This is a genomic window from Pseudonocardia charpentierae (assembly GCF_031845345.1).
Taxonomy (GTDB): Bacteria; Actinomycetota; Actinomycetes; order Mycobacteriales; family Pseudonocardiaceae; genus Pseudonocardia; species Pseudonocardia charpentierae.
Genome location: NZ_JAVREJ010000001.1, coordinates 244,289 through 257,137 on the forward strand (window position 1 = coordinate 244,289; position 12,849 = coordinate 257,137).

Here is a 12,849-nt window from a genome sequence, read left to right on the forward strand (position 1 = left end):
GTCACCACCCCCGCTCGGCGTCGCTGGCGGCGTCGGTGTGCGGGTCGTAGTGCGGGTAGCGGACCTGCTCGGCGGCTATCGCGTCGTCGTCGACGGCCGGCGCGGCGCTGGTGCCCGGGGCGGTCGGGTTGAGGCGCTGACGGAGCTCGTCGAGGCAGGCGAGGAGCTCGGCGGGGTCGTCGGCGTGCGCGGGGGCGGTGCGCCGCTCCTGCATCCCGTCGAGCATCTGCGGCGGCAGCGGCCAGCACGCCGGCAGGAGCGGTGGCTCCGGGCCATCGGCGGTGGCGGTGGGCGTCGCCGGGTCGGTGCTGGTGTGGTGTCGGTGCTCGGGCCGGTCGCGGTGCGGCAGGTCGTCGTCGACAGGCTCGCCCGGTCCCCGCTCGTCGCCGCCAGCGTCGGCCGCCGCGTCGACGGTGTCATCCCGGTTCGCGGCGTCGATCCGGTCGAGCAGGGCGTGGTTGTCGGCCAGGAACTCCGCGCGCTCCACCGGGTCCGCGTCAGGGCCGGCGGCCGACAGTCGGCGCAGTCGTGCGGTCAGCTCCGCGATCTCCCGAATCGACGGCGCCTCCTGGTCGCGGGCGGCCATCACGACCACCTCCCCGGCTCACCCGGGTCGCCGTCGCCGGTGGGGCCGCTTGTCGCGGTCCACTCGGGCGGGATCACCCACGGGTCGTCGTCGACCAGCTCCGGTCGCACCGTGGGAGTGGAAAGCGGACGGCGCAGGCGCAGTCGGGCGAGACCGCGGGCGAGCGCGGCGAGCAGGCGGGTCCACCAGGGCGTGTGGCCGGTGAGCACGGTGCGCACGTCGCGGCGGCGGTGCGCCTGCTCGGCCCGCCCGATCACCGGCGCCATCCCGCGCCGGAACGCCACCACCCGCCCGGTCGGGAGGTTCGCCAACTGCGCGGGCGCGAGCACCGGGACCTTGCGGACGGTGCGGGTGCTGCGGTGGCCGTGCACGTCGGTGGACAGGACGGGTTCGTCGCGGTCACCGGCGAGGGTGGACCAGAACTGCAGGTCGTCGCGGTCGCGGGTGCCGCCGAACAACAGCGCGGCTGCGGCGTTGTTGAGGATGACCGCGGCGTCGTTGTCGCCGTAGCGGGCCAGGAGCTGGGCGCGGGACTGGAACGCGGCCACGATCGTCACCCCGCGCCCGCCCATGTCCGCGGTCCACCGCTGCAACGGCACGGGTGAGATCAGCGCCGCCTCGTCGAGGGCGAGGGTGAGCGCGGGGTCGAGCCGGCCGCCGGGTTGCAGTGCGGCGAGGGTGCGGGCCTGGCGGGCGATGTGCCCGGTCAGCGCGCACACCAGCGGTGCGGCCTGGGCCTCCTCCCCGCCCAGCAGGTACACCGTCGCCCGGGACTCGAGGAGTTCGGCGACGTCGAAGCCGGCGCTGCTGGGCTGGGCGGCGGCTGCGGCGGCGGGATGGGCGAGCCAGCCGAGCGCGGGCATGATCGTCGAGGTGATGCTGGTGCGGGTGCGGGAGTTCGTGGAGACGAACTGGGCGACGTCGGTCTCGAACGCCTTCTCCGGCGAGCGCCGCAGCAGCGACGTGATCCGGGCCTGGCCGGCGTCGGGGTCGGACACCCACGCATGCACGTCCCGCATCGACGCCCCGCCCAGCGCGGCAGCGTGCATCAGCGCGGCCAGGACGCGGCGAGCCTGGGCGTCCCAGAACTCCCGCTCCCCCGCCCCACCGCGACCGGTGCCGGCGCTGACCGCGCCGAGCATGTCCGCGGCCCGCTCGGCGGCGGTGACCGGATCGGTGCAGCCGGTCAGCGGGTCGAACGTGATCGTCGACTGCAGCCCGGCCAACCCGGTCGCGTTGAACACGTACACCGGCCCCCGGCGGGCGCGCAGGGGCGCGGTGACCTCGTAGAGGTCGGTGCGGGTCGAGGTGACGAGGACGGCGCCGGGGGCGTCGATGATCCGCCCGGCCAGGTACTGGGTCTTGCCGGTGCGCGGGCCGCCGAACACCACGAGCACGTCCTCGGACGAGATCCACACCCGCAGCAGCCCCACCTTGCAGAGCTGCAACGCCACCTCACGGGTCGGCAACCGCAGCAGCTGCCACCACCGCGCCCGCCGAGTCGCCCGGGAGAGGGAGGGGCGGACGGTGGCGGCCTTGCGGCGCATCGCCATCCCGGACCCCACCCGGGCAATGTCGAACGTCGAGGCCACACCGGACTTGCGGCGGATCCGAGCACCCCACCGGGTCACCGTCGCCGAGGTGCGGAAGAACCGATGCCAGGCCACCACCACGGTGAGCACGACGATCGCGACGAGCAGCCACACCGGGGTGCGATCGACCAGCTGTCCGGTCGGGTAGAGCGCGAACAGGGCCAGGCCGACGGTGACCAGCCACGCCCGACGGCGCCACGCCAGCACCACGCTCGCCACGGCGGCGAATGTGAACAGGATCAGGTAGCCGGTCGTCATGAGCGTGCTCCTACGAGGACGCCGGTCCATGCGGCCTCAGCCGGCCCGGCCCCGGTGTCGGGCGAGGTGTCGGTCTTCGTCACAGACGAGGCATCGGCGACGGGGCGCGTCCGCTCCAGCAGGCGACGGGCCTCGTACTCGGTGAGACCCAGCTCGCGGGAAAGGCGACGACGACCGGCTCCCGCGGCGATCAGAGCCGCCGCCCGATCCCCGCCGTCCGGTAGCTCAACGCCCTGCTCGGCCATGCCGTCGTCTGTCGGCTTGCTGGCAGGAGCTGAGGAGGCCATGTCGCAGGTGAGGAACTGCGCGGGCTCGTCTGTCGCCGGCGCATCGGGCTGGATGACAGCAAGCGCCTGGTCGTGTGCGACGTCAATAGGCCGACCGACCAAGACGGCGAGGCGTCCCATCGCGCCGAGCACGGCGGGGGCGATCCCCGAGAGCACGACCACCACCCACCACGGGGGAAGCAGCACGAACGCCGCGAGCCCGTGGCCGAGGGCGTTGGCCGCGACCGACAGCGCGAGCAGGCCGAGGGCCAGGCGGCGGGCGAACCGCCGCGCCGGCTCCCCCGCGCCCTCGCGCAGCCAGACCACCGACCCCGACGCCGACGCCGCCCCGGCGTCGACCGCGACCGGCAGCAACCAGGCCAACACTGGCTCGAACCCGCACCGCAGGGCGAGGTCGCGCAGCGCGGCGAACGACAGCATCGCCGCCGCCCCGGCCACCACGGCGAGCAGGAGGTAGAGCACGCCGCGGCCGGTCACGGGGTCACCTCGACCCCGACGTGTCCGATCGCCGACCAGAAGCGATTCGCGGGTGCCTGTGCGGCCTGCAGGTACTCGACGAGACGCCCCAGCTCGACGGTCGACTCGGTGAGCCGCGTCGCGGGGTCTACCTGCCGGGTGTCGTCGTACAGAGTGCGGCCCTGCCCGTAGCCCGTCACCTGCCGTCGCAACACATGCGCCAGGTCGTCGAGCGCCTGCAGGGTCGCCATGATCTCGGCGGCGAGGGCGTAGAAGTCGGCGTGGTCCGGGTCCGCCCAGCGCTGCAACCGGACGACGTCGGCCCAGCGTTCAGCGGCCTCCTCGGCAGCCACCCGTGCGTGTGGACGGTCATCCTCGGGGTGGGTGGATGTGGACGTGTTCATTTAGGGTCGAGTCCTTCCTGCGTTCGAGTCCCTGCCTGGGGGTTGTGCGTGTGGGAGATCAGGAGGGGAGCCCGGTTGCCGCCGTGGCTCCTCTCCGCCTGAGCGCGGTTGATCCACCGCGCGACGGTCCGGGTGGACACCCGGCATTGGCGCGCGACGTCGGCGACGGGTCGCCCGGCCGCGAGGAGCGCCAGGCCGGCTGACGCGATCTCGGCTCGCGTGTCCGTCGAAATCCACTCGGCGTCGATGGTGACCCCTCGTGACGTCCGGGGCGGTCGTGCGCCGGCCTGCCGGGCGCGGTACCGGTGGCGCTCCTCGGCCGTCAGGCCGCCGGCGATGCCGAACGGGAGCCGGACCAGCGCGTACGACAGGCACTCGGTGCGGAGCGGACCGGGCAGCCGCTGCAGATGGCCTTGGCCACCGCGACCTGTGCAGCCACGCGTTGGCTCTAGGCAATCGGAAAGAACAGCTCGGCATCGACGCCACGGCAAGCCGCTCCTGACCACCAGTCCTTGCCCGTCATCCCCCGGCCTCTGATCCGTCGGACGGGACCGCGGAACCCGTCAGCGGAGGCGTCGCCGCGGCGTTGAACGTGCTGAGGAAGCTCGCGACGGCCGTAGGTAGTCCGGACCCGGCCGGCGTGCTCACGAACAGCACGAGCGCGATCAGCGAGAACACCACCGCCCCCGCCGCAACCCGGGCCTTTGCACAGATGAACGCGCCAACCAGCGCGAACAGGATCAGGACTCCAACACTCTGCATCTCGGATCACGCACCTCGGGATTGGCCGGGAAGAACCGCCAGCCGAGGTGTCCGCGCTTGCACGCGGCCGGTGACCCGCTCCTGTCGGGAACCGCACCTCGCATCCCACGCCGCACGTTCAGCCCAGCGCCGGGCGTTCGCCCGCGCTCCCGCCTCGGCCGCCAGCGCCGCACGCCAGACCAGGCGTATGGATGACAGTTCGTAGAGCTGCGACCACGTCTCGGCCTCGGACTCGAACACCGAGGCCAGGCGCGTCGACCTGTTGACCGCATTCGGGTCAGCGAGCAGCTCGTCGCGCTCTTGCGTTACCCGAACGAGGACGTCGTCGAGGTGTTCGAACACGCCGCTGATGGCTCTACCTTCCTTTCGCACGGTGGATCCCGGCAGGGAGCGCTTCCGCTGCTTGTCCTGTGAGGACTGATGTGAGACGGCGCCCCTGCCGGGCCCCGGCGAAGGCCTGACGCCCGGGAGGGTGTGGTCCCACGAGGACTGGTTCATCAGCACGACGCAGCGCCTTCCCGGTCCGCCGCGCACAACGGCCAAGATGGGCACGGCGGGAGGAGGGCTGGTGCTGGGAATCGGCATCGACTGGGCCGAGGAGTTCCATGACGTCGCCTTCGGAACACCAGAGGAGGGGGTGGTCGAGCAGTTCCGGATCGAGCACGGACCAGGCGGAGTCGGCTCTCTGATCGAGCGCGCGCTGCGCCTGGAGCCGGACCCGGCCGAGGTGCGGGTGGTGCTGGAGACCCGACACGGGCTGCTGGTCGAGGCGTTGGTTGATGCCGGGTTCACCGTGCTGCCGGTCAACCCGGACCTGGTCGCCCGCCGGCGTGGCCCGGCGCGGAAGAAGGACGATGCCGAGGACGCCCGGATCTGCTGCCTGCTCGCCCTGGACCGGCACGCCGGGCTCAAGGCGCTGATCCCGCACGGCCACCTTGGTGGGGAGCTGCGGGCGATCGCCCGCGACGACGAACGCGCCGCCCGCGACCAGCGCCGGCTGCTCAACCGGCTGCGCGCGGACCTGCAGACCACCTATCCCACCGCGCTGGTCCTGGCCGGCGCGGACCTGGGCGCACCGACGGTGCTGCGGCTGCTGGAGCGCTGGCCCACCCAGCCAGAGCTGGCCGCGGCCACCCGTGACGAGTTGGTCGCCTTCGCCCGCGCTGGCCACCACGGCTGGCCCGAGCGCTTCGCCGACCGGGTCGCGGCCGCGCTGGCCGTACCGTCGCTGCCCACCCGCGACTACCTGGTGCGGGCCAAGGCCGCCGGGATCCGGCTGGCCGCGGTCCAGCTGCTGGCCCTGCACGAGGCCCGCCGCGGCTGGGAGGCCCGCATGGCCGAGCTGCTGCTGGGTGGCCGGCGCACCGGACGCGACCACACCGTCAAGGACCCCGACCCGGGGAACGCGTTCCCAGGCGGGGCGATCTACCTGAGCTTCCCCGGCCTGGGAGACCGCCTGGCAGCTCGGGTCGCCGGTGAGATCGGCGAGCACATCGACCAGTTCGATTCCCCGAACGGGCTGCAGTGCTACGCCGGACGCGCCCCGGTCACCCGCCGCTCCGGCAAGAGCGACTTCGTCGTGGCCCGCCGGCTCGCGCACAACCGCTACCTCGGCGACGCCGTCCACCAGTGGGCGTTCTGCAGCCTGTCCCAAAGTGGCTTGGCCCGTGAGTTCTACGACCAGAAAATCGCTGCCGGTAAGAACCACCACGCGGCTCTGCGCACCCTCGGCAACCGCTGGCTGGAGATCCTCTGGCACTGCCTGACCAAAGGAGTGCGCTACGACGAAGCCGTCCACGTCGCCAACCGCAACCGCGCCCTCGGACGCGCCGCCTGAGGAGGTGGTTGACAGAGGGTGTCTCACAGGACCACTCCCCCGGTCAGGCCGGACTGAGCCGGGCTCGCCGTCCGCCCCGGAACCGCCGCCTCCGCCGCGGTCACGAGCGCCTCGATCACCTTCGCGGGGACGAGCCACCGTCCCCGGATGCGGACCGCGGGCAGCTCGCCTGTGTGGATGGCCCGGTACACGGTCATGCGCGACATCTGGAACATCTCGGCGACGTCGCGCACGTCGTAGAACGTCGGCGCCACCTTGGGCTGGTCGGGCATCTTCACTCCTTCAACCTTGTTCACCGTGTGTACATAGCAATCCTTATGTGCAAGGTGGTACAAGCTGCTGTCCCGCGGCTCGTCCGCGCCGTGGTGCACCATGTGCGCAAGGCACGTACCAAGAGGGCGACGGAGGCAGCACAGGTGGTCGAGCACACCGGCCGGCCGAAGTACGTCGAGGCCGCAGCCAACCTGCGGACTGCGATCGCGGCCGGCACCTACCCAGTGGGCGGCGAGCTGCCGTCCACCGCCCGTCTCACCGAGTCGTTCGGCGTCTCGACGACGGTCGTCCGAGCAGCCATTCGAGAGCTGCGCGACGAGGGCCTGGTCGTCGGACAGCCCGGCAAGGCGGTGTTCGTGCGCGCCGTGCCCACCGACGACGAGCTGACCGGCGACCGCACCCGTGACGTCGAGGCGCGGCTGCAGCAATTGGCAGACTCGGTTTATTCGGCGCTGCGGGACCTGGAGGCGCGCATCAGTGCGCTGGAGGTTCGATCGGACCACAGCGACCGCTGAGCCGCCCTCTCGCTCCTCCTGGGTGATCACCCCGGCACGTTGTGCGCTCATGGGCAACACCGTGAAACGGACCCATAGGACATCGCCACGCCCTACGCTGGACCTCCCGAGACATCACCAGGACACATCCGGACCTGGCTTCACGCACCCTTGAAACGGACGTCTTTGCAGCTCACCGTGGAGGACGTACGGGGAAGGAAGGCGGATGACCGCACCACGCACGCTGCTGGAGGCGCTGGTACGGCAGCGGCAGCTCTCGTGGGATGAGGCCGCCAGCGCCGTCAGCGATGCCGCCCGTGAGCACGGAGAGCGCAGCCTCTCGCTGAGCAGCCGGCACCTCGCTCGCCTCGCCCGCCGCGAGCGACAGGGCGACGCGCAGCCGAACCCGGCGACGTGCCGCGCACTGCAGTACGCCTTCGGCCGCTCGATCGACGAGCTGCTCGCCCCGTACGCACAGGGAGAACTCGTCGTTGTTGGCTCGGGACACATCGAGCCGGCTCCGCGGACGTCGGAGGTGCTTAAGGTGGCCGCAGATCGCGCACGCCGCTTCATGTCAAATTTGCAAACCATGTCGGACGAGACGCTTGCGCTCGTGCAGGAGGATGTCCGCGACCTCGTGCGGTCGTACCCGACCCGGCCATTGACCGAGGTGCTGGGTCACATGATCTCATTGCAGGACACCTTGTTCCGGCTCCTCGAGCAGCCTCAGCGTCCGAATCACTCCCGCCAGCTGTACTTCATGGCTGCGGTGGTCGGCGGGCTCCTCGCGAAGGCGTCGCATGATCTCGCCGACCCGCACGCCGCATTGGCCCAGTCCCGGACCGCGTGGCTGTGTGCCGAGCACGCCGACCACGACGGCGCTCGGGCCTGGATCTGTGGCCTGCAGGCGCTGGTCTCCTACTGGGCGCGCCGGCCGCACGACAGCATCCGCTACGCCCAGCGCGGCGCCGTGTTCGCCGAGCGGGCGGGCAACAGCTCGACGGTTTGGCTCGCCGCCAGCGAAGGTCGCGCCTGGGGACTCCTCGGACACGCCGCACAAGCACATGCCGCCATCGCACGCGCAGAGCGCGCCTGGAGCACCGTTCGGCAGGACGAGATGGACGAGATGGGCGGCGTCGCCACCTTCTCGCGTCCGCGACAACTCTACTTCGCCGCCGACGCCCTGGCCTGGCTCCCCGACCAGGCCGCAGCCGCGCAGGACTACTCGACCGAGGCCGTCACCGCGTACGCCGACCCCGCCGATCCCGACTGGGCGTTCGGCGACGCCGCCGGCAGCCGAGCAGACCTCGCCATCGCCCGCGTACGGCAACACGAGGTAGACGGCGCCGCGGAGATCCTTGCGCCGGTCCTCGGCCTCCCCGTTGAGCAGCGCATTAACGGCATCGTCCACTCGGTACAGCGCGTCCACGCTGCCCTTGACGGCACGACCAGCGCGGAGGGCGTCGAGCTACAGGAGCGCATCGAGGAGTACACCCGGGCACCGCTGCGCAGCCTGCCTCGGTGAGGCTGTCACCCGTGTATCCCGTCAAGCTCCACGGCCCCCGGATCACGTTGCGCGAGTTTGAACGCGACGACGTCGATGCGTCGATGGGGCTCGTCGGCGACGATCGCGTGACGCAGTGGTTGTCGTTCGACTCGCGGACCCGCAACCAAGCGGCGGCGATGATCGAGGGTGTCGTCGCGCGGGCTCAGCTTGAACCGCGGACTGAGTACTACCTGGCGGGCGTTCTTGATGACGACTCGCTCATCGGCTTCGCCCGGCTCGGGCTCACGGGCGTCAAGGCGGCCAAGCTCGGCTACGCCGTCGCGGCCGATCACTGGGGGCACGGATACGCGCTGGAGATGGCGGGTTTGATCGTCGACTTCGGCTTCCACGAGCTGGACCTACATCGCATCTCGGCGGCTATCGGCCCAGACAACCTAAGATCCATCGCCACCGCCGACCACCTCGGCATGAAGTACGAGGGCCGCATACGCGACCACGTCTTCACCAACGGCTCGTGGCGCGACAGTGCGCTCTATTCACTCCTGGCTGACGAACGACTGGTCCGTCCAAGTTAGCCTCGCCGGCTACCGACAGACGGCAGCGGATTTACAGTCCACCTGCGTCATGTCGTGGTTAATGAGCTGACGGTCGCTGTTGCGGGTGACCGAGGGCCATACTTCCTCGCTGTGGCTGCTCGCTGATCCGACGCGAGATCTGCGGTTGCCGCTGAGAGCTGGACCGGCTCCGCCGGCCGCGCACGGGCCGGAGGCGGAGTGCGCGAGCCGAGCGGTGCCGGTCCGCGCCGCCGGAGGCGGCGCACTTGACTACTTCAAGAGCCTGATTCGGCAACGTGCGCGACCTGCCAGTCGTGGGCGGACCCGACGTAGCGCAGACTCGTTCTCTCGACCTTGCTCGCCGTGGTGCTTAACCAGGCGGGCGAAGACATCAACTACAGCTTGCTGGCGCCGAACGACTCCCGCCCAGTATTCCTCGATGACGCGCGACAGGGCAATATTCACACCTCCTGCTTCCAGATGACAGGCGGAGCAAGGTCATACCCCAGCCCAGCACTTGGGTGACGGGTGTCGGAAATCGCCTGTCAAGCCCACCCTGTCAGCCTGGGAGATCGGCGACGGAAAGTCGGATTCTTCCACCCACCGCGCCACCACTGTCACGAAGCTGTTTCCGCTTCGGCGTGTTCTTGGCGTACGCGTTCGAGCATGGCGGTGTCCGAGGCCAGGTCAGGGTGTTGAAGCTGGCGGTCGAGCTCGACGACCTGTTCCAACTCCGCAACCGCCCGCTTCAGCTTTCCCTGCGCGCGGTAGATCATCGCCATGTTGTAGCGCGTGACAGCCTCACCGGCCCGGTCACCGACCTCCCGGCGGATGGGCAGGGCCTGCTGGTAGTAGTCCAGCGCCTGCTGCGGCTGCCTCAACCCGTCGTAGACGTGACCGATGTTGTTGAGGGTGGCAGCTTCACCGGCCCGGTCACCGACCTCCCGGGTGATGGGCAGGGCCTGCTGGTAGTAGTCCAGGGCCTGCTGCGGCTGCCCCAACCCCCGGTAGACGCCGCCGATGTTGTTCAACGTGGGGGCCTCCCCGCCTCGGTCACCGACTTCTCGCGTGATGGGCAGGGCCTGCTGGTAGTAGTCCAGGGCCTGCTGCGGCTGCCCCAACCCCCGGTAGACGATGCCGATATTGCTGAGCGTGGCGGCCTCCCCGCCTCGGTCACCGACCTCCCGCATGATGGGCAGGGCCTGCTGGTAGTAGTCCAGCGCCTGCTGCGGCTGCCCCAACCCCCGGTAGACGATGCCGATGTTGTTCAGGGTGGCGGCCTCGTTCCCCCGGTTCCCGGCCGCCCGGTACAGGCCCAGCGCCTGCTCATAGGCGCTCAACGCCTCCGCCGGTCGCCCAGTGGCCTGCCGCGCCCACCCCAAGTGGTAGAGAGCGTCGGCATCCTCGCCCAGCGACAGAATTGCCTTGGCCAACCGGGCCACGTCGGCGAACCGAGACGTCGCCAGCCACACCCGACCCACCCGGTTCCCGACCGCGCGGGCGATCACGGCCTCGCCCCCGGCCACAGCCAGCCGGTGCACCTCCACCCACCGCGCCACCGACGTCACGGCTAGTTTGAGTCAAGGTCGGGGCTGGCCGTGCCGGGTGTCGTGACCCACAGGTCATAGAGGGAGCGGGCGGCGGCGGCGCAGGCATCGCGGTACTGATCGTCGGTGAGCAGGGGCCTGATCAGGGGTCTTAAGACGTTGGAGACGAAGTAGCGGGGTTGGCCGGTGTCGGCATCGGTGCCTTCCTCAAGTAGACCCAGGGCTGCAGCGCGGTGAACATGGGCAGTGGCGTCGGGGTGGTCGTGCACGGCGTACACGGTGGCTGCGGGCACGGGGAGCTCGACAACGTTGAGGCGGGCCAACATGGTTCGCAGCTCGAGTGGCTGCGTGGCGAGGAGCTTCTCGGCGAAGATGTTCTCGCGGCGGAACCGGTCGGCCTCGCCCTCGATCGCGGCGATCAACCCCTCGACGTCGAGGTCCGGATCAGCAACGATCTTGTCGAGCCAGTCGAGCAGGCGGGGGTTGCCGCTCGCGGCGTGCACCGCACGGTCTTTCACCTCCGGTGGAGTAGTCAATGATGCGGGCCGCAGGTTGGTCAGGTTTGCGATTTTCTTGGTCTGCTCGACGTCGGTCAACGTTTCCAACGCTTCCACCCGCACGGTTGACCCGTCCGGTTCCGGAAACCGGTAGCGACTAGTGATTAGGACCCGACTGGGGCTGTTGGTGTCCCGGATCGCGGTGAGTAGGGCAGGAAGAATCTGGGCCATGGCGGGCGAGAGGACATGGCCGCTGTCGCGCTCGTCGAGATTGTGTTCGAAGTCGTCGAGCACCAGCAGACAGGGTATGTCTGCGAGTGGCCCGGCGAACAGGTACCTCAGCCGTACGGTGAGATCGGCGCGCTCGTTGTTGAGCAGCTCGGTTGCCTCGATCTGCTGGTCCAGATCCGCGAAGGTGACCTTCTCGGTCAGTTCCCGCAGTTTGGTGAGATCGACCCGGCCGAACCAGACCACCCGCTGGTAGGTAGGCATCCGCTCCAACAGCCGCGACGCCAGCGTGCTCTTCCCCAGCCCGCCCATCCCCTGCACCACCAGCGCCTCCGCCGCGCCGGCCGTACCGAGGGGTTGTGTGAGGGTGCGCAGGCAACGTTGGATCACCCGCCGCCGCCCGACGAACGCCTCCCGGGGCGCGACTCGGGAGATCCGGGTTTGCGGGTCGAGGAACTCGGCCGCGGCCTGTCGGACCCGGATCCGTTCCCGCCGCGGGGTGTTGCGGGCGGTGACCATCGGGGTCAGTGGCGAGGAGTCGGCGTACACGCGCAGCAGATGCCAGTTGCGGCTGCGTTCCCGGTACAGCCGCTGCCGGGCCACGACCACCGAGCGATGCACCGGCAATCCGGCCGCCAATCCTCGATACAGCTCGGCGGCGAAACTGGAGGCGGCGATGTCGCCCACCGGCAGCGCCCACCCCAACACGATCGGGGCTCCCGCCCGGACCAGGCTTTCACTCATCGACGGGACCTTGCCCTGCCCGGGTGCGTTAGCCGTGAGACACCCCGACACGAACACCATCCGTGGCCACTGCCCGGCCATCGCCTGCACGAACTCATCAGCCTCGGCCCACACCGGCGCGCCGAGCTCGTTCTCCACCAGGAACACCGGCCGACCTTCGCGCACGTCGGCGTGGCCGCTGATGTGCAGCACGTCGAAATAGCCGGCGCCGTAGGACTCCGCGGTGAACCGCAGACCCTCCAGCGTCCCGCTCTCCTCGACCACCAATTCCGTTCCGGTGTCCGCGGTTACCGCCAGAATCCCGGCTTCCTCGGCCTCATAGTTGAGGACCGGCTCCACACCCTCCGGTGAGGTCGCCATGAACAACACCCGCAACGGCCGGTTCCCGGCCACGGACGGGCCGCCCTGACCGGCGCCGGCGCGGGCCGCTCGAATCGCCAACAGCGGCGCCTGCCCGGACACGGCGAGATAGTCGCCGCCGCGGGTCAACAGTTCCCAGGGCAGATGCCGCAACCGCTGCTCGGCAGAGAATCGCAGCACGGCCCCCGACGGGTCGTCCACCACTGCGGCCAGCCACCGCTGATCACCGTCGAGGAAGGCGAACAGTCTCTCGCCCAGTTCACGAAGCCCGGCCGCGCCGAACACCCCCTGCGCCACCGCGTCCTGGGCGTAGGACTGCTCTGCCACGCCGATGAGTTCCTCGACCGCCACCCGGTCCAGGCCACGGGTCTGCACCCTGCTGCCGCTGCCGCGTAGCCGCAGCTCCACGTAGTCCGAGGTCTGCTCAAAGACCTCCAGCTCGAACTCGTTCACCCAAGCCCCT

General features: G+C 70.4%; 14 protein-coding genes. 4 read left to right on the top strand and 10 right to left on the bottom strand.

The genetic code is table 11. From position 1 onward, the window contains the following. Position 1: 1 nt before the first annotated feature. Genes RM445_RS01180 through RM445_RS01205 form a run of 7 tightly spaced genes read right to left on the bottom strand, consistent with a single transcriptional unit; the run spans position 2 to position 4,687 of the window. A complete protein-coding gene (locus tag RM445_RS01180) occupies positions 2–586 on the bottom strand; it encodes a hypothetical protein (RefSeq protein ID WP_311554035.1) in 585 nt (194 codons plus the stop codon). Next, positions 586–2,436: a type IV secretory system conjugative DNA transfer family protein gene (locus RM445_RS01185; RefSeq protein ID WP_311554036.1), complete on the bottom strand. Its 1,851-nt coding sequence runs from the start codon at positions 2,434–2,436 to the stop codon at positions 586–588. The genes RM445_RS01180 and RM445_RS01185 overlap by 1 nt, the downstream gene beginning before the upstream one ends. After that, positions 2,433–3,200 carry a DUF2637 domain-containing protein gene (locus RM445_RS01190; protein ID WP_311554037.1) on the bottom strand — a complete coding sequence of 256 codons (768 nt, stop codon included), beginning with the start codon at positions 3,198–3,200 and terminating at the stop codon, positions 2,433–2,435. The genes RM445_RS01185 and RM445_RS01190 overlap by 4 nt, the downstream gene beginning before the upstream one ends. Beyond that, on the bottom strand, positions 3,197–3,583 hold the full coding sequence (locus RM445_RS01195; protein WP_311554038.1) for a hypothetical protein: 387 nt from the start codon (positions 3,581–3,583) through the stop codon (positions 3,197–3,199). Before RM445_RS01195 ends, RM445_RS01190 begins: the two co-directional genes overlap by 4 nt. Continuing rightward, the gene (locus tag RM445_RS32255; RefSeq protein WP_397469192.1) at positions 3,580–4,089 is read right to left on the bottom strand and encodes a helix-turn-helix domain-containing protein; all 510 of its coding nucleotides are present in this window, start codon (positions 4,087–4,089) and stop codon (positions 3,580–3,582) included. The genes RM445_RS01195 and RM445_RS32255 overlap by 4 nt, the downstream gene beginning before the upstream one ends. Before the next feature lie 13 nt (positions 4,090–4,102). Further along, a complete protein-coding gene (locus RM445_RS01200) occupies positions 4,103–4,345 on the bottom strand; it encodes a hypothetical protein (RefSeq protein ID WP_311554039.1) in 243 nt (80 codons plus the stop codon). A gap of 6 nt (positions 4,346–4,351) precedes the next feature. Beyond that, positions 4,352–4,687, bottom strand: coding sequence for a hypothetical protein (locus RM445_RS01205; protein WP_311554040.1), 336 nt, complete (start codon positions 4,685–4,687; stop codon positions 4,352–4,354). A 226-nt stretch (positions 4,688–4,913) separates the two neighbouring features. On the opposite strand from RM445_RS01205, the gene RM445_RS01210 reads away from it, so the two are divergent. Continuing rightward, entirely contained in the window at positions 4,914–6,182 is a 1,269-nt protein-coding gene (locus tag RM445_RS01210) for an IS110 family transposase (protein WP_311554041.1), read from the top strand. A 23-nt stretch (positions 6,183–6,205) separates the two neighbouring features. Here the strand turns inward: RM445_RS01210 and RM445_RS01215 are convergent, their stop codons facing one another. Continuing rightward, positions 6,206–6,454, bottom strand: a complete 249-nt coding sequence (locus RM445_RS01215; protein WP_311554042.1) for a helix-turn-helix domain-containing protein — start codon at positions 6,452–6,454, stop codon at positions 6,206–6,208. A 144-nt stretch (positions 6,455–6,598) separates the two neighbouring features. Between RM445_RS01215 and RM445_RS01220 the strand changes: the two genes are divergently transcribed. The 3 genes from RM445_RS01220 (at position 6,599) to RM445_RS01230 (ending at position 9,031) form a co-directional block, all read left to right on the top strand. Then, positions 6,599–6,970, top strand: a complete 372-nt coding sequence (locus RM445_RS01220) for a winged helix-turn-helix domain-containing protein (protein WP_311554043.1) — start codon at positions 6,599–6,601, stop codon at positions 6,968–6,970. A gap of 205 nt (positions 6,971–7,175) precedes the next feature. After that, the gene (locus RM445_RS01225) at positions 7,176–8,474 is read left to right on the top strand and encodes a hypothetical protein (RefSeq protein WP_311554044.1); all 1,299 of its coding nucleotides are present in this window, start codon (positions 7,176–7,178) and stop codon (positions 8,472–8,474) included. A gap of 11 nt (positions 8,475–8,485) precedes the next feature. Then, positions 8,486–9,031: a GNAT family N-acetyltransferase gene (locus RM445_RS01230; protein WP_311554045.1), complete on the top strand. Its 546-nt coding sequence runs from the start codon at positions 8,486–8,488 to the stop codon at positions 9,029–9,031. A gap of 596 nt (positions 9,032–9,627) precedes the next feature. Here RM445_RS01230 and RM445_RS01235 read toward each other — a convergent pair. Together RM445_RS01235 and RM445_RS01240 are read right to left on the bottom strand one after the other, a co-directional pair. Next, positions 9,628–10,578 (bottom strand): tetratricopeptide repeat protein, encoded by a 951-nt coding sequence (locus tag RM445_RS01235; protein ID WP_311554046.1) that lies wholly within the window; start codon positions 10,576–10,578, stop codon positions 9,628–9,630. 2 nt (positions 10,579–10,580) lie between these two features. After that, positions 10,581–12,839: a CHAT domain-containing protein gene (locus RM445_RS01240; protein ID WP_311554047.1), complete on the bottom strand. Its 2,259-nt coding sequence runs from the start codon at positions 12,837–12,839 to the stop codon at positions 10,581–10,583. Between the last annotated feature and the right edge of the window lie 10 nt (positions 12,840–12,849).

Excerpts from the sequence above, each read along its gene's own strand:
- RM445_RS01215 (WP_311554042.1), bottom strand. The coding sequence starts at position 6,454 with ATGCCCGACCAGCCCAAGGTGGCGCCGACGTTCTACGACGTGCGCGAC.
- RM445_RS01195 (WP_311554038.1), bottom strand. The coding sequence starts at position 3,583 with ATGAACACGTCCACATCCACCCACCCCGAGGATGACCGTCCACACGCA.
- RM445_RS01180 (WP_311554035.1), bottom strand. The coding sequence starts at position 586 with ATGGCCGCCCGCGACCAGGAGGCGCCGTCGATTCGGGAGATCGCGGAG.
- RM445_RS01200 (WP_311554039.1), bottom strand. The coding sequence starts at position 4,345 with ATGCAGAGTGTTGGAGTCCTGATCCTGTTCGCGCTGGTTGGCGCGTTC.
- RM445_RS01185 (WP_311554036.1), bottom strand. The coding sequence starts at position 2,436 with ATGACGACCGGCTACCTGATCCTGTTCACATTCGCCGCCGTGGCGAGC.
- RM445_RS01225 (WP_311554044.1), top strand. The coding sequence starts at position 7,176 with ATGACCGCACCACGCACGCTGCTGGAGGCGCTGGTACGGCAGCGGCAG.